General features: G+C 62.3%; 15 protein-coding genes and 1 pseudogene. 9 read left to right on the top strand and 7 right to left on the bottom strand.

What is annotated here, in order from left to right; all coding sequences use genetic code 11:
- The 3 genes and pseudogenes from ABR948_RS19675 to ABR948_RS19665 all read right to left on the bottom strand — a co-directional run.
- A pseudogene (locus tag ABR948_RS19675) lies at window positions 1–251 on the bottom strand (hypothetical protein); the annotation flags it as partial.
- Window positions 252–647: 396 nt separating this feature from the next.
- A complete protein-coding gene (locus ABR948_RS19670; protein ID WP_428120966.1) occupies window positions 648–926 on the bottom strand; it encodes a hypothetical protein in 279 nt (92 codons plus the stop codon).
- A gap of 243 nt (window positions 927–1,169) precedes the next feature.
- Window positions 1,170–1,523 (bottom strand): phasin, encoded by a 354-nt coding sequence (locus ABR948_RS19665; RefSeq protein ID WP_428120963.1) that lies wholly within the window; start codon window positions 1,521–1,523, stop codon window positions 1,170–1,172.
- 223 nt (window positions 1,524–1,746) lie between these two features.
- Between ABR948_RS19665 and ABR948_RS19660 the strand changes: the two genes are divergently transcribed.
- On the top strand, window positions 1,747–1,992 hold the full coding sequence (locus ABR948_RS19660; RefSeq protein ID WP_428120961.1) for a hypothetical protein: 246 nt from the start codon (window positions 1,747–1,749) through the stop codon (window positions 1,990–1,992).
- 1,074 nt (window positions 1,993–3,066) lie between these two features.
- Here ABR948_RS19660 and ABR948_RS19655 read toward each other — a convergent pair.
- The gene (locus ABR948_RS19655) at window positions 3,067–5,073 is read right to left on the bottom strand and encodes a methyl-accepting chemotaxis protein (protein ID WP_428120957.1); all 2,007 of its coding nucleotides are present in this window, start codon (window positions 5,071–5,073) and stop codon (window positions 3,067–3,069) included.
- 628 nt (window positions 5,074–5,701) lie between these two features.
- Between ABR948_RS19655 and ABR948_RS19650 the strand changes: the two genes are divergently transcribed.
- From ABR948_RS19650 to ABR948_RS19635, 4 genes are all read left to right on the top strand, one after another.
- The gene (locus ABR948_RS19650) at window positions 5,702–6,103 is read left to right on the top strand and encodes a response regulator (protein WP_428120954.1); all 402 of its coding nucleotides are present in this window, start codon (window positions 5,702–5,704) and stop codon (window positions 6,101–6,103) included.
- A 200-nt stretch (window positions 6,104–6,303) separates the two neighbouring features.
- Entirely contained in the window at window positions 6,304–7,353 is a 1,050-nt protein-coding gene (locus ABR948_RS19645; protein WP_428120951.1) for a type III polyketide synthase, read from the top strand.
- Window positions 7,350–7,865 (top strand): isoprenylcysteine carboxyl methyltransferase family protein, encoded by a 516-nt coding sequence (locus tag ABR948_RS19640; RefSeq protein WP_428120949.1) that lies wholly within the window; start codon window positions 7,350–7,352, stop codon window positions 7,863–7,865. The genes ABR948_RS19645 and ABR948_RS19640 overlap by 4 nt, the downstream gene beginning before the upstream one ends.
- Complete coding sequence (locus tag ABR948_RS19635) at window positions 7,862–9,436, top strand: DHA2 family efflux MFS transporter permease subunit (RefSeq protein WP_428120947.1); 1,575 nt, start codon at window positions 7,862–7,864, stop codon at window positions 9,434–9,436. Before ABR948_RS19640 ends, ABR948_RS19635 begins: the two co-directional genes overlap by 4 nt.
- 6 nt (window positions 9,437–9,442) lie before the next feature.
- Here ABR948_RS19635 and ABR948_RS19630 read toward each other — a convergent pair whose 3' ends face one another.
- The gene (locus ABR948_RS19630; protein WP_428120944.1) at window positions 9,443–10,207 is read right to left on the bottom strand and encodes an SPFH domain-containing protein; all 765 of its coding nucleotides are present in this window, start codon (window positions 10,205–10,207) and stop codon (window positions 9,443–9,445) included.
- A gap of 211 nt (window positions 10,208–10,418) precedes the next feature.
- On the opposite strand from ABR948_RS19630, the gene ABR948_RS19625 reads away from it, so the two are divergent.
- Window positions 10,419–10,745 carry a DUF6894 family protein gene (locus ABR948_RS19625; protein ID WP_428120942.1) on the top strand — a complete coding sequence of 109 codons (327 nt, stop codon included), beginning with the start codon at window positions 10,419–10,421 and terminating at the stop codon, window positions 10,743–10,745.
- Between the two features lie 16 nt (window positions 10,746–10,761).
- Here ABR948_RS19625 and ABR948_RS19620 read toward each other — a convergent pair whose 3' ends face one another.
- The gene (locus ABR948_RS19620; RefSeq protein ID WP_428120940.1) at window positions 10,762–12,468 is read right to left on the bottom strand and encodes a caspase family protein; all 1,707 of its coding nucleotides are present in this window, start codon (window positions 12,466–12,468) and stop codon (window positions 10,762–10,764) included.
- Between the two features lie 435 nt (window positions 12,469–12,903).
- Here ABR948_RS19620 and ABR948_RS19615 point away from each other — a divergent pair, with 435 nt between their 5' ends.
- The 3 genes from ABR948_RS19615 to ABR948_RS19605 all read left to right on the top strand — a co-directional run bounded on the left by ABR948_RS19615 (window position 12,904) and on the right by ABR948_RS19605 (window position 15,563).
- On the top strand, window positions 12,904–13,521 hold the full coding sequence (locus ABR948_RS19615; RefSeq protein ID WP_428120938.1) for a PadR family transcriptional regulator: 618 nt from the start codon (window positions 12,904–12,906) through the stop codon (window positions 13,519–13,521).
- Window positions 13,522–13,612: 91 nt separating this feature from the next.
- Complete coding sequence (locus ABR948_RS19610) at window positions 13,613–14,326, top strand: class II aldolase/adducin family protein (protein ID WP_428120936.1); 714 nt, start codon at window positions 13,613–13,615, stop codon at window positions 14,324–14,326.
- Window positions 14,327–14,366: 40 nt separating this feature from the next.
- Window positions 14,367–15,563: an arabinose transporter gene (locus ABR948_RS19605; protein WP_428120934.1), complete on the top strand. Its 1,197-nt coding sequence runs from the start codon at window positions 14,367–14,369 to the stop codon at window positions 15,561–15,563.
- Here ABR948_RS19605 and ABR948_RS19600 read toward each other — a convergent pair.
- Window positions 15,560–15,744 (bottom strand): hypothetical protein (locus tag ABR948_RS19600; RefSeq protein WP_428120932.1); only part of this gene is annotated, 185 nt, incomplete at its 5' end. The two genes, ABR948_RS19605 and ABR948_RS19600, sit on opposite strands and share 4 nt — an antisense overlap.

Below are 15,744 nucleotides of genomic sequence, written 5' to 3'. Positions count from 1 at the left end.
GGGGTGAGCTTGATTGGCGGTGACAGATATTGTCCCGAACGGACGCGCACCATGCCGCCATGCCCATTCCGTTGCGTCAACGTCACCCATGCCAGCGGCGCCTTGCAGTTCTTCGCGTCATCCACCGCCGCTTTCGAAGTCCCCGGATCGAGGGTCGGCAGGGCCCCACTGATGTCGGCGGGTAAAAGCACTTCCAGAGTGGATTCCTCACCGACAACAGGCGGCTTGTCGCGAACGATGCTGGGCAGCAAGACGCCCGCGGCTATTCCAGCAATCGCGAGCCCGCCGGCAATTCCAATCCAGGTGCCCCGAGAGGAGCCAGGCTTCCTGCCCCTGGGGGGCTCCTGACCTGGAGGCCGACCCTGCCCGCCGGGCGCGCCCCCGGAAATGTCGGGTTGTCCGTCTGATTCACTCATGTTTCGCGCACTTATCCGTTGCTGGGACCAGGAGATTATGATCGACGGTCGATGTGACGACAACCCTGATTCAGAGAGTCAGGATCGAAACGCGCACTGAACGACGTCGCGTGCGCTTCCCCCCACCATCGTGATTCGTGTCAGTTTTCGTTCCTGACAGCGGGGGGCTCACGGATAAGCTTTTGTCACAAAGCTACGGCGCGAAATGTGCGTTGGGTCACTCATCCCGTTTCACGGAAAGCGGCTTCCGCTTAAAGGCGCGCAACGGGTATCGCGAAGCAGGAGACCATCGAAGGCTATTTCGCGCGCGGCAAAATCTATGAGCAGCAGGGCGACGTTCCCCACGCGACCTCGGATTTTCGCCGCTCCACCGAATTGAAGCCGAAGGGTGTTTTCGATCTGCTTGCGCAGGTGGAAGCCAAAAAGCGAATTCAGCAGATGACGAAGCGCCTGCCCTGCGGAAGTGCCGATCGGGCCCAGAATGATGGCACGTGCCTGTGAGGCGGCCAAAAATGCAAATCCCTGCCGGTGAGTGCCGACAGGGATCAGCAGAAAAGATGACAGACGGCGGGTGGTGAAACCCGGTGGCCCGTCAAGGACCTGCGCAACAATTGAAGGCCAGCATGGAAATCCACGCAAGACTATTTTGTGGGCAGAAGAAACATTCCACGAAACGCTTCCAGAAAACTATTTTATTTCAACCTCGCCCGTGAACGGCGCGCGCGTCGAGGCGTGCCGCTCCAGGCTTTCTGATCAAAGCTTGACCTTGGTGGCATCCTTGGCAGCCGTCATGACCCCGCTGCTGATCTGGCGCATATGTTCGCCGGCATTGGTGAACTGGCTCTTGAGGAATTCCGACTGGATCTGCATCGCCTGTTGAAGGTCGGTGGCGTGCACCAGTTTGCGGGCGTGTTCGAAGGCCGCCTTCATGTTCTGTTCGGTGAACGACAGCGCCTGTTTGGAAATCTCCGTTCCCGGGCTCGGTACCGATGCCACCGACTTGTTGGCGGCATCGAAAAACATTCCGAATGCCTTTTCCGCCTGATCGATGGTTTTTTCGGCCAGATCACGCAGTTCGGCCGGGACTTCCAGTTTCGGTTCAATCATGGGCGTCATCCTCCGGTTTCGTCGTGGGATACCACACTTCCGGGACGGTGGCGAACCGGCCCGCCTTCAACTTAAGGCGTGGTTTCACCGGAAATCGCGACGCCGCCCACGCCCCCAAATCGGCCGGAGGCGGCGAGGCCCAGGGCTCATCTATCCAGTTCAGATTGCATTCACATTTCGCGCATTAGCCTTGCCATGGGGCTGAATTTGAACAGGAGAACTAATGATTTTAAAGCCATTGATGACCGCCATGGCGGTTGTGGTCGGGATCTCGGGCATGGCGACGATCGCCTCGACACCCGCCCGGGCTCAAAACGCTGCGGAGGCGGAACTGATCGGCTTCCACCAGCTTTGCGACAAGGGTGACCGCAGGGCCTGCGTGCGTTTCGGCATCCTGATCGGCCAGAACCAGCAGCGTCATGCCGACTGGCGCAGGTCGCACGCCGAATGGTTCTGGTGGGAACACTGACACCTGCCAGCTCAACAGTAGCCAGCATCGGGCTCTTGCAAACAGCTAACACGTGAAGACATCGAGGCCGCCTCTCCCGGCGGCCTCTTTTTTCTTGCCGTCAGCAAACAACTTTCTTTGCCGCAAGAAACGACCCGCCGCGCTCAGCGCGGATTGGGCCGCCCGTTGATGCCGCCGGGAGCAGGTCCGGGATCGGCGGCGAAACGTTCGACCAGTTCGATAATTTCAGACCGCTGCCGGGATGAAAGTTTGACGAAGGCTCGAAGCAATCGCAGACCTTCGATTGTCTCGTTCGATGGAGACCCAAGCTGCTCTCTCAGATCGGAAACAAACGTGCGATTCATTCTCTCGCCTTTAGCGGATCGACCAGGTTGAAAGTATGCCAAGGAACAACTCAGCCGGCAAGGAAAACCGCTTGGCAGACCCGGCTTCAAAAGACGGAATTCACCCTTATCGGAGTTGTATTTATTACAGCAAATTACGGCATCCTTTGTTTCCGTTTAATACAATCTGTTTCCGGCGGGCATCGCCCGAAAACCAGCCGCCGGGCCGGGAACGCAAATCCGCCTCGCAAGTTTGGACTGCAGCATCACTGATCCAGATCAGGAGATTCTCATGCGATCGAAGCTTGCTATCTCGGCCCTCGTGGTCGCCTCGTTGTTTGGAGCGACCGCCATCGCGTCGGCACAGTCGGAGCCGGTGCAACCGGCCCCCGGCGCAACGGGCCAGGGCAAAACGGGTTCCACAATGGCGCCCGACAGAACGAAATCGAACAATATGAAGTCGGGCACGACCACTGGAGCGGCCCCGCAGGGAATGACCCCCGGCAGCGTGGACGAGTCGAAGCCGGGCGGCCGATCAACCGCGCGCAAACCCGCGGATTAGGATCCGGTGTCCGAATTGCGAAGCCCGGCTCCACTGGAGCCGGGCTTTTGTACCAGAGCCTTTTCCGTTCCGATTGAATCGGAACGGAAGCTCTATTTTTTGGTTTGACGCGTTTTCTTCACGCGAACCGATGTCCACGGAGCCTGTCATCGGGTGCGCATCCGCGCGACCCCTTGGCTGGAAAGCGCACTAAGCCGCGCGTACTGAATTCAGGAATTTTCCGACTTCGAGCTTGAGGCGGTTGCTGTCGTTCGACAGCGACTGTGCCGCCGACAGCACCTGCGAGGAGGCCGAGCCGGTCTCGCTGGCGCCGCGCTGCACGTCGGTGATGTTGGAAGAGACCTGCTGGGTGCCCTGGGCAGCCTGCTGCACGTTGCGCGAAATCTCCTGGGTCGCCGCGCCCTGCTGTTCCACCGCCGCGGCGATGGCCGAGGAGACTTCGGATAATCGTTCGATGGTGCCGCTGATCTCCTGGATCGCCCCCACCGACTCCTGCGTCGCCGCCTGAATACCCGCGATCTGCTGGCCGATCTCGCCGGTGGCCTTGGCGGTCTGCTCGGCCAGCGCCTTGACCTCGGAGGCCACGACCGCAAAGCCGCGACCGGCTTCCCCGGCGCGCGCCGCTTCGATGGTGGCATTGAGCGCCAGGAGATTGGTCTGTCCCGCGATGGTGTTGATCAGTTCGACGACATCGCCGATGCGGCTTGCCGCCTTCGACAACTCGCCGACGCGATCGTTGGTCTTGCGCGCCTGCCCGACGGCCTCATTGGCCATCCGCGCCGATTCCTGCACCTGGCGGCTGATCTCGTTGACCGAGGAGCCAAGTTCTTCGGTCGCCGACGCCACCGACTGCACATTGGTGGAGGCTTCCTCGGAGGCCGCGGCAACCATGGTGGTGAGCTCCTGCGCGCGCTCCGCGGTCGAGGTGAGCGTCGAGGCCGAGGCCTCGAGTTCGGTCGATGCCGACGACACGGTTTCGACGATTTCGCCGACGGCGGCCTCGAAGTCATCGGCGAGCTTGATCATGTCGGCCTTGCGCTGCTGTGCGGCGATCTGATCCTGCTTGATCCTGGCTTCCGCTTCGTCGCGGGCCTTTTCCTCGGCCTTGACCTTGAAGGCCTCGACCGCCTGCGCCATGTCGCCGACTTCGTCCTTGCGGTCGAGCCCGGGAAGCACCACGCCGAAATTACCGCCGGCAAGGTCCCGCATGCCCGAAGTGAGGCCGGACAGCGGGCCGACGATTCCGCGGGCGATCAGGAATGCGATCAGGACGCCCAGCATCACGGCGGCTCCAGCCACGACTTCCTGCAAGGTGATCGTGCTCGCGATGTGGTCCTGAGCCTCGCGGGATATTTTCGCGTAATGTTCTGTGATCGCGACCTTTGCTTTTTCCATTTCGCTGATCGCATGGACCGTCGGCGGGGTGACGGCCTTGTAATACAGTTCGTCGCCGCGCAGCAGATTGGCGGATGTCTTCTCGAACGCATCGGCATATTTGCCGACGCCGGCCTTGACCGTTGCCAACAGCGTCGCGAGATTCGCGGACAGATCGTCGGCCTTTTCCAGTTCCGCGATCACTTGCTGCGCCTTCCCGAGACTGCTCTTGAAGGTGGCGACACCCTTCGCGTCCTTGGTGGCCAGCAGCCGCCAGTTCGCGACCCTGACCAGCAGGACCTTGGTTTCAAGCGCCGCCGCTTCGCGGGCAACGGAGGTTTTTTCCGCGGCGTCGACGAATTGCTGGAGGTCGGCGGCCATCTTGTCGCCCTCGCTGAACAGGATATCCCGGTTGGCGATGGTTCGTTTGACGGTTTCGCCGAGCGCCAGGCGCTGGGCCTTCAAATCTGCAACGTCCTTGATGACCTCCCTGAAGATCGCCCTGCGCTCATCTGATGTCGATTGCTGAATTGCTTCCTCGAGCAGGTCGTTCAAATGTGTCAGCCGCTTCTCGGATTCCGCAAACGAGGCCTCGTCGTGATCGAAAACGTAGCGAAGCAGCGCCCGGCGGTTGGCGTGAAGTTCGGATCCAATCTCCACGACCCGGATCGTATTCCTCGACTGCAGCCCCAATCCGATGATCTCGGTCTGAAGCCCCCAGAACTGCCACACCGCGAAGCCGGCGAGCGCCGCGCAGAACAGCAGCAACACGCCGAAGCCACCATAGAGCCGGCCACGAATTCGCAGATTGAGAAACGACATCAGGCTATTCCTTGGCGTCGAAATGAATTTGAATTGGAGAGAGGAGAAGTGCTGCGATCAGCGATCAATGAGGTTTGATCAGCCAGCCGCTAATCCCGTCACTTTGCGTGGCAGAACCGTGATGATCCAGGTCGGAGTGGGGCCTGACTTGACCTCTTGGACCGATCTAACGAATCCGGTGACGGACGAGTCCCCGACTTTCAGAGCCCTGCTGGTGCCGCTGAACTGCGCGATCCGGCATCGCCTTACTTCGTTCAGGTCCGTCGTCTGAAATGTCTGCATTCTGCAATCCCCCCGAAAAACGATCGCGGCAAATTATCTTGTCAAAGCTATCGCTGAGTTAAGATGATGCCCGTAAGACTACGGCCTTCGTGCAAAAGCCGCGCTGATTTCAACCGAATTCAGACTTGCCGATTCGGAATAATCGCCGCTCAGGCCCAGGAGTGCCCGCATCGCTCAAAAAACGACAATTCCCTTTGTCGGCTCGAGCGCGAGTTAACTGCGCGTTCAACGGCAGATGATACAGGTCGGGATTGGCGACTCCTGGCTGGCCGTTCCTGACCATCCGTCAGACCAATTGACCGGACCGCAGCCGTCTCGCAGCGGACGCGCTTTAGGAGAGCGAGCAATGGCGTGTGATATGTCGATGCAGATCCTGGTGGTTGACGACTACGCCACCATGATTCGAATCATCCGCAATCTGCTCAAGCAGCTGGGTTTCGAGAATATCGACGACGCCAGCGACGGAGCGGCGGCGCTGGACAAGATGCGGGCTAAGAAATACGGGCTGGTGATCTCCGACTGGAATATGGAACCGATGAACGGCTACGACCTGCTGCGGGAAGTGCGCGCCGACTCCAATCTCGCAACCACGCCGTTCATCATGATAACTGCGGAATCGAAGACCGAGAACGTGATCGCCGCCAAGAAGGCCGGCGTTAACAACTATATCGTCAAGCCCTTCAACGCCGTCACGCTGAAGGCCAAGATCGATACCGTATTCCCCGATCGCGCGGCGCAAGTGGCTTAGGCGCACGGCCTCTTCGTAATTCGCCGTCATCGGCTTCGGCTCCCGGCCGATCGCAGCGACCGATTTGGTGTGGGCGGCGCGCGAGCCGGGAATGTCACATTATAGTGACCCATTCGGCCAGAGTTTTTGGCCAGCCGTGAAATAAAACCCTCCCTGCCGAGGTTCCCATCATAACGGAAAACCCAACGAAAGATTTCGTAATGCATACGGCTGCCCTGGTCTCACTGGCGACATCGGTTCCGCCGCACACCTTCCTGCAAAAGGACGTTCTGGCCGCGGCGTGGGACGTATTCGGCAGCCGCTTTCCCGATTTCGAACGGTTCGCGAGCATTTTCACCAACACCGGTATCGTCAAGCGTCACGGCGTGAAGCCATTCGAATGGTATCTCGAACCGCGCGGCTGGCCGGAACGCACCGCGGCGTTTCTGGAGGGCGCCGAGGCGCTGTTTGTCGAGGTCGCCGGCAAGGCGCTGGCGAATGCCGGCCTCGCCGCCACCGATATCGACACCGTCGTGACCGTCTGCTCCACCGGCATCGCCACGCCCAGTCTCGATGCGCGCGTCGCCCGCCGCATCGGGTTTCGATCCGACGTGGCGCGCGTGCCGGTGTTTGGCCTTGGCTGCGCTGGCGGCGCCTCCGGCCTGTCGATCGCCTCGCGCCTGGCGCAGGCGCGGCCGGGCAGCAACGTACTGCTGGTCGCGGTCGAGCTGTGTTCGCTGGCGCTTCGCCACGACGAACTGACCAAGGCCAACATCGTCGCCGTCAGCCTGTTCGGCGACGGCGCCGCCGCGGTCATCCTGCGCGCCGGTGATGGCGGCGCGACCCGGATCGAGCAGTGCGGCGAACATTTGTGGCCCGATACAACAGACGTCATGGGCTGGAGCGTCGATCCGCAGGGCTTTGGCGTGATTCTGCGCCGTACCATCCCCGAATTCGTCGCCCAAAATCTCAAGCCCGCTTTGCTGCAGATTCTCGGGCGCATGCAGCTGTCGCTTGACGATATCGACCAGTTCATCTGCCATCCCGGCGGCGCCAAGGTGATCCAGGCGCTAGAGACCACGCTTAAGCTCGACCAGGGCACGCTCGAACACGAACGCCAGGTGATCGCCGATTACGGCAATATGTCGTCGCCGACGGTGTTGTTCATCCTTGAACGCGCGCGCGCCCGGGGATTGCCGCCACGTTCGCTGCTGACGGCGCTCGGACCCGGCTTCACCGCCAGTTGCGTTTCGCTGCGGCATGCCGCGTGACAGCGGCCGAATTCATCCTCGGCCTGGTCACGCTGCAGCGCGCCGGAGAACTTGTTCTTTCGCATTTCAACACCCGCCGCCTGCTGGCGCGCGGCGCCGTCGAAGTGGCGCCGCGGCATTACCCATTGATGGTCGCGGTGCATACGGCGTGGCTGATCGCGCTCTGGGTCTTCGGCCACGACCAACCGCCCAATATCATTGCCCTGCTGCTGTATCTGGTGCTGCAGCTCCTGCGTCTGTGGGTGATGCGCACGCTCGGCGCGCGCTGGACCACAGGGATCATCGTCCTGCCCGGACAGCCCCTGGTGTCGGCCGGACCCTATCGGTACCTGTCGCACCCGAATTATGCTGTCGTGATCGGCGAGATCGCGGTGCTGCCGCTGGTGCTGGGACTGCCGTGGCTGGCGGTCCTCTTCACGATCCTCAACGCGGCGGTTCTGACGATCCGCATCCGCGCCGAAAACCGCGCGCTGGCCGAATGGCGTGGGATCACCGTGCGTGCCGCCTCATGAGTGTGATGGTCGAACCACGCACCGAACCCTGCGATGCCAGCGTTTCGATCTGGCTCGGCTTTATCCTGATGTGCCTTGGCATGTTCATGGCGATCCTCGACATTCAGGTGGTCGCGACCTCGCTGCCCGCAATTCAAAATGCGCTCGCGATCTCGCGCGATGCGATGAGCTGGATCCAGACCGCCTATCTGATCGCCGAGATCACGGCCATTCCGCTGACCGGCCTGTTGACGCGCGTGCTGACCTTGCGCTGGCTGTTCGTGATCGCGATCAGTCTCTTCACCCTGGCCTCGATCGGCTGCGCATTCAGCCACGATTTTTCGACACTGGTCAGCTTTCGCGTGCTGCAGGGATTCGCCGGCGGCACGCTGATCCCGGCGGTGTTTTCGGCGGTGTTCCTGCTGTTTCCGGTCCGCCTGCATCCGATCGCCACCACGCTGGCCGGCATCGTGGCGGTGCTGGCGCCCACCATCGGCCCGGTGGTCGGCGGCTGGATCACCGAAACCTGGTCCTGGCACTGGCTGTTCCTGATCAATGTCGCGCCGGGCGTGATCGCAGCCGCCGCGACGCCGTTGCTGCTGCCGCGCGACAAACCTCGCTTCGCCGATCTTGCGACGCTCGATCGCACGTCGCTGGTGCTGATGGCGATCGCGCTGGCGAGCCTCGAGATCGGCCTGAAACAGGCGCCGCAGGATGGCTGGCTTTCACCGCTGCCCCTGGGCCTGTTCGAACTCAGCGCCGCCGCGGCAACGGCCTTCGCGCTGTTTACGCTGGGAGCGGCGCATCCCGTGGTCGATCTCTCCACCTTGCGCGCGCGCCCGTTTGCGATCGGCTGCGGTTTAAGCTTCTGCCTCGGGGTCGGATTGTTCGGCTCGGTCTATCTGATGCCGGTGTTCCTCGCCTATGTCCGCCATCACGACGCTTTCGAGATCGGCACCATCATGCTGGTCACCGGTGTGGCGCAACTCGCCACCGCGCCGATCGCGGGCTTCATGGAAAGCCGATACGATCCGCGCTATCTGTCGGCGGCGGGGTTTGCGTTGTTCGCGCTCGGGCTCGCCTTGAGCGCGTCGCAGAGCCGCATCGCCGATTTCGACGAAATGTTCTGGCCGCAGGTGTTGCGCGGTGTTGCGATCATGTTCTGTCTGCTGCCGCCGACGCGGCTGGCGCTGGGCACGCTGGCCGCGATCCAGGTGCCTGACGCCAGCGGGCTGTTCAACCTGATGCGCAACTTGGGAGGCGCGATCGGCATCGCCGTGATCGACACCATTTTGTATGGCCGCACCGGCGGTCATGCCGACGCCTTGCGCGACCGGCTGATCGCTGGCGACGTCTCGGCGGCGCAGGCCATCGGCCTCGATGTGCAATTGTTCACCCACCGGCCGCCCGGCGTGTCGGACGCCGCGGTCGAGGCCTATGTCAGACCGATGGTCGAGAAGGCGGCGTTTGCGCTGTCGGTCAACGAAGCCTGGACGCTCTTGGCGTGCGTGGCGCTGATCGGCCTCTTGCTGGTGCCGTTCGCGGGCAAGGCGCCGCCGCAGGCCGAAGCTGCGGCGGCGGACCAGGTCTAGATCAAGCTACTTCGACGCCGAATCCTTTTGCATCAGCGCGATGGCGTCCTGCACCGTGGTCATGAACTGGGCCGGGAAGATAATGGTGGAATTCTTCTCAACCGAGATTTCCGCCATCGTCTGCAGGGTGCGCAACTGCAGCGCCACGGGATGCTGGGTGATGATATCGGCCGCCTGGCCAAGCTTCACCGCCGCCTGATATTCGCCTTCGGCGGCGACGATCTTGGCGCGGCGCTCGCGTTCGGCTTCGGCCTCCTTGGCCATCGCGCGCTGCATGTTGTCCGGCAGCGTGATGTCCTTGATCTCGACTGCTGTCACTTGCGTGCCCCAGGGCTCGGTGTGGAGGTCGATGACGTTCTTGATCTGGTCGTTGATGCTGGCGGTATCGGACAACAGCTGATCGAGGCTGAACCGCCCGACCACGTTGCGCACCGTGGTCTGGCTGATCTGGTTGATCGCGTTGTAGACGTTCTCGATCGCGATCACGGCCTTTTCCGGATCGGTGATGTGATAGTAGGCGACCGCAGCGATATCGATCGAGACGTTGTCCTTGGTGATGATCTTCTGCGACGGGATCTGCATGGTCACGGTGCGCAGCGACACCCGCGTCATCTGCTGGAACGGAACGAAGATCAGCGTCAGCCCGGGTCCGCGCACGCCGGCGAACTTGCCGAGCAGGAACACCACCCCGCGCTCATATTGCTTGAGCACGCGCAGCGATACCAGGACATAGAAAGCGATCAGGATAACGAGAATGGAGATCAAACCCATGGCGTCCTCAATTGTTTGGCGTCCTCACCTTTTGTCTCGTGACTTCCGGTTCGGCCGGCCGCGCCGCGGCCAGCATCGCCCGATCGCAGCCTGCGCGCCCGAACTGGCGCGGTATTGATCGAGGTCAAGGCGCGGCCTGCGCCCTGTGGTTTGCTCTACCGACGTAAGGGCAACTCGCGGCCGAGAAAATCCGGAGCAGGTTCCCTGGACGATGGGTGGCAGATGCATCCGAAAGGCCCGCGCCTTCGGGGCATCTGTCGGCCTCTTTCTCGAAGGGCGGCGAGTACCGATGCGAACTTTCTATTTCGATATCCAGGATGGCGTTCCCTCAAGAGACAGGAGAGGATTGGAGTTCCCCCTAACCTCATTGGCGATTGAGCATAGTAAGGAGCTTGCAAGGCGGCTTCGTGACGATCCGCGGCGCAAGGATCCCGCTCTGTCGGTCGTCGTCCTCAACGAGGACGGCGCCGAGGTTCACCGCGAACCCGTGTATCCAGACCCGCCGACGCTCGGAATGACCTTCGAGAAGATCGGGTAACGGTCGCGGCGGAAAATCAGCACCACACCCAGCCACACCCCATGAAACGAATGCGGCGATAGACGACATAGCGGCGGGTGCTTCGCACTTGGCGCTGGCCCTGATTGGCAGCGGCAACGCGGCGAAAGAATGCAACCGATTCAGGGACGCGTGACGCATCCGGGTCGACCTGTTCCGCCCGCAGCCGCAAGGCGCCGGCCTTTTCAGGATTGGCCGGGCCAAGCAGGCCGACCTCGTACATGTTGGCGAGGAATCTCAGCGCATATCCGTTGTTGAGATCGGCCGCCTGCTGGAAATATTGCGCGGCCATCGCATAATCCTTCGGCACGCCCTGGCCGTTGAAATACATATTGCCGATCCCCTGCAGCGCATCGGCATTGCCGGCCTCAACAGCCTTTTCCAGCCAGTCCAGCGCTTTGCCGAAATCCTGCTTGACGTACATTCCGTCGATATAGGATCCGCTCAGGCTTTGCATGGCAATGCCGGAACCGGCCGCCGCCGCCTTGCTGTAGAGCTCGAACGCCTTTTGCTCGTTCTTGACCACGCCGAGCCCCTTGGCAAACAAATAGCCGAGCGCATTCTGGGCTTCCGGCAGCGTGTCCGCGGCGATTGTGAGCTGGTGGGCGGCGCCGAAATAATTCCTGGCGTAGAAATAGGCCTTGCCGAGCGCGAAATTAAAATGCGGCTCATTTGGCTCGGCCTTGACCGCAGCCTCGCAGGCCACCACCGCCCGGTTCCAGTCGGTCTTGACCGCGATAGCGGGTGCCGCCGCGGAGCTTTGGTCCGGCGGCATCGTCAGCCGATCGCACTCCCCGACGATCTCGGGAATCGCGCCGGCGCGCGCGATGTTCTGAGCCGGTGGCGCTGGCGGCGGCGCCAAAGCGGCGACCGGCGCGAGTGCAGGCGCAATGTTCTGAACCGCCGGGGGTTGAGGCGGGCTGGAAGCCGCCGGCGCGCCCGCGAGATAGACGTCGCCGACCAGCGATGAGCTGTCCCACGGCGTCTGGCGGCGGTCGGTAGCCTGCAGCACATCGCCGCGCACTTTTGAGATCATCTGCCGGACTTCGAGGCCGGGCGTTCCGACATATTTCAGCAGCGCCTCGGTGAACGGCGAATTGCGGCCGGCGCCATCGAGCGCGACATTGTTGGGCTGGGTGGAATAGACGATCAGCGAGCCCTCGCCGGTGGCGTCGATGCGGCCGAGGCCACGCGTGGTCGCGCCGCGACCGCCGCGCGAGAGTTTTTCGGCGAACGGATTGTTGCGGCAGGCATCGAGGATGATGATGTTGGCGCGCCCGCTGCCCTCCATCTCCTGCTGGATATCGCTGAGATTGATGGTGTTGAAGCGCACATCGGCGGCGGTCTCGATCCGGGCGTCGACCGGCAGCAGATAGTTCTCGCCGTTCATCTGCAGGCCGTGCCCGGCATAGAAGAACAGCGCCACATCGGCGCCGCGCAGCCGCTGCGAAAAATCACGCACCGCTTTCGCCATCGCCTCGCGATTGGCGTCGCGCTGCTCGATCACCTCGAAACCGACCCGGCGCAGCGCCTGCGCGAGATCAGCGGCGTCATTGGAGGGATTGTCGAGCGCGGGCACCGCCTCGTATTTCGCGTTGCCGAGCACCAGCGCCAGCCGCACGCCGGCATCGGCCGGCGACACATTCACTGCGAACCAGCTCGCGACAACCAGAGGGAGCACGATGAGAGATCGATGCAATTTCACCACGGCCTCCGATCATTCGCCTGCCGGCGATGAGGTGAATGTCGTCCCCGCACTCCCGGCGAGATTGCGGCCTTGGAGCGAATTTGGCAATTCGCACGCTGCGCGCCTGTGACCACCGTCACACCGGTCAAAAATAACAGGCCGCAGATGGCCAAGTCGGCTTTCTGAGCCCCGGTCGCATGGTCTTGGTCGCCCGAGAAAGCACTTCAGTTCGGATCGAGCGTGCCGGCCACGGGAAGTCTAATCCCCGTAGATGATGTGGAGATTACGCCTCCCATTCTCCGCATCGAACTGCGATGTGTCGGTAAACATCTGGAATCAAATGGAAATATCCATAATTGCAGATTCTCTCTTTTCCCACTTGAATCCTATTCCGATGTAATTTAGATATATCTCATAATTCGATATATCTAAATAGCATCTAAAGGAAACAACATGCGATACGGACATAGAGAGCACGACCATCGAGACCACGAACACAGAGATCACCACCACCACGGCAGGCACTTCGGCCACCGATCCCACGACGGCAGCGATACCAGGCACCCGCATGATGACGGGCGCGGCCGCCACCGGCGCGGGCGTGGACGCCAATCGGGGCGCCTGTTCGATCACGGCGAACTGCGCCTCGTCGTGCTGGCGCTGATTTCCGAGCGGCCGCGCCACGGCTACGAGATCATCAAGGAGATCGAGGATCGCGTCGCCGGCACCTACAGCCCGAGCCCCGGCGTGATCTATCCGACCCTGACCATGCTCGAAGAACTCGGCCACGCCACGGTTGCCGAAAGCGACGGCAAGAAGCTCTATACCATCACCACCGAGGGCACCGCCTACATCGAAGCCAACAAGACCGCGCTGGATCAGGCGATGGCGCGGATGCAATCGGTGAACACCGCGCATAGCGGCGGTCCCGCGCCGGAAATCCTGCGCGCCCGGGTCAATCTGAAGCTCGCGCTTCGCCTGCGCGAGGCCCGCGGTCCGCTGACCGAGCAGCAGATCCGCGACATCGCCGCCGCCCTCGATGCGGCCGCCGTCGCGATCGAGCGCAGCTAGCTAGAGCGTTTTCGAGCGAAGTGGGTACCGGTTCGCGTGAAGAAAACGCGTCAAATAAAAGACCCGACCATAAACCTGTTGGAGACATCCGATGCCTCAAAGCCTCAGCGCGGCGCTGACCGAACTCGCCTATGGCTGCCGCATCCTGCACATGGAAGGCCATGCCGACATGACGCTCGGCCATCTGTCGCTGCGCGATCCGGCCGGACGCGGGGTGTGGCTGAAGCGGTCCGGCATCGGATTGGGCGAGGTGCAGGGCGTCGAGGATTTCGTGCTGATCGATTTTTCCGGTGGGCGGCTGGCGGGCGATGGCCGGCTGCACAAGGAATGGCCTATTCATACCGAGATCCTGCAACGGCGGCCGGATGTCACCGTCGTCGGCCACAGCCATCCCTTCCACGCTACCGCGTTGTCGGCGATGGACGTCGCATTGTCGGCGGTGACCAATGAGGCCGCATATCTCGGCGGCGCGCCCGGCCGTTTCAGCGAAACCACGGGTTTGATCGACACGCCGGCGCTGGGCGCCAGCCTGGCGCGCGATCTCGGCAAAGCCTCCACGGTGTTGATGCGAAATCACGGCATCACATTCGTGGGACCCAGCATCGCCATCGCCACCATGATGGGCGTGTTCCTGGAGCGGGCGTGCCGGTCGCAACTGGCTTTGCTCGCGACCGGCCTTGCTTTCAACGCCACCGCGCCGGAACAAATCGCGCAAAAGCACACCGAAATTTTCGATCCCGGACTGATCGAGACTTTCTGGGCATTTTTCAAACGACGGGCAGATCAGCTACGCGCCCCGCGCTGATCAAAATCCCGACCGGCTGTGCTACGAGCCTTTTTGAAACATGACTTACGCCTCCTCTCCCATACCCGCCTCCCCCGCCGTGGAAAAAGTCTTTCTCAAAATGCTGCCGATCACATCGGCCGTGTTTGTGGGATTCCTCACCATTGGCCTGGCGCTGCCGGTATTGCCGCTGCATCTGCATTACACGCTCGACATGAGCCCGGTGGTCGTCGGTATTGCGATCGGCAGCCAGTTCGCGGCCGCCCTGCTTTCGCGGGCCTGGGCCGGCGGTCTGGCGGACGCGCGCGGCGGCAAACGCGCCGTTATCCTCGGCCTGTTGAGCGCGGCGCTTTCCGGCGTCGCCTATCTGTCTTCGCTGGCTTTCATCGGCATGCCCAGGATATCCGTCGGCGCCTTGCTGCTCGGCCGCATCCTGCTGGGCTGCGGCGAAAGCCTTGTCATCACCGGCGCGCTGGGCTGGGGCATGGGCCTTGTCGGTCTGCGCAATGCCGGCAAGGTGATGGCGTGGGTCGGGATGGCGATGTTCGGCGCCTATGCGGCCGGAGCCCCGCTCGGCACGTTCATCTACGGCCGCTATGATTTCGCGGGCGTCGCCTTCGCGACCATCATCATCCCGCTATTGGCGCTGGGGGCCGTAGCTCCTGCCGCCGCAGTGGCGGTGAGCACGGCGAAGCGGGTGCCGTTCTACAAGGTACTGGGAACGGTGTGGGTGCCCGGACTCGGCGTCGGCCTGTGCTGCGTCGGCTTCGGCGTCGTCGCCACCTTCATCGCGCTGCTGTTTGCCGCCAAGAACTGGGGCAGCGCCTCGCTGGCCTTCACCGCCTTTGGTGTCGCGTTCATTGTGGCGCGGCTGCTGTTCGCGCATTTGCCCGACAGGATCGGCGGCGCCAGGGTCGCGCTGGTGTGTGCCCTGATCGAGACCGCGGGCCTGTTGCTGATCTGGCAGGCCGACGGCGTCATGATGGCCTATGCCGGCGCGGCGTTTACCGGCTTCGGCTACTCGCTGTGCTTCCCCGGCTTCGGTGTCGAGGCGGTGCTGCGCGCGCCGCCGCAGAGCCGCGGCGCCGCGATGGGCGCCTTCATGGCATTCGCCGACATGGCGCTCGGCATTACCGGACCCGCGGCAGGCGCCATCGCCAGCGCCGCCGGCGTCAACGCCGTCTATCTGGCCGGCGCCGGTGGCGTGCTGCTCTCGACATTTGTCGCGTTCTATCTGCTGGCGAACAAGCCGGTTTAGCGATTCGCACGCAGCGGGATGCGGAAAGCTCCGGACGATGCGGGGGCTTTGAGCTCACTTGAAATAGAACCTTGGATCAGTACTTCCACCGGGCTAGCCCAGTTGAACAGATAGCTCAGGCGAAACATTCCGGCATAAACGTCATTCTTGCCAGTCAAGTTTGAAGGGATGCCGGAACTGG

Source organism: Bradyrhizobium sp. (genome assembly GCF_050014615.1).
Taxonomy (GTDB): Bacteria; Pseudomonadota; Alphaproteobacteria; order Rhizobiales; family Xanthobacteraceae; genus Bradyrhizobium.
Note: the sequence above shows the minus strand (reverse complement) of the source record. Positions and strands in the feature narration are given on the sequence as shown.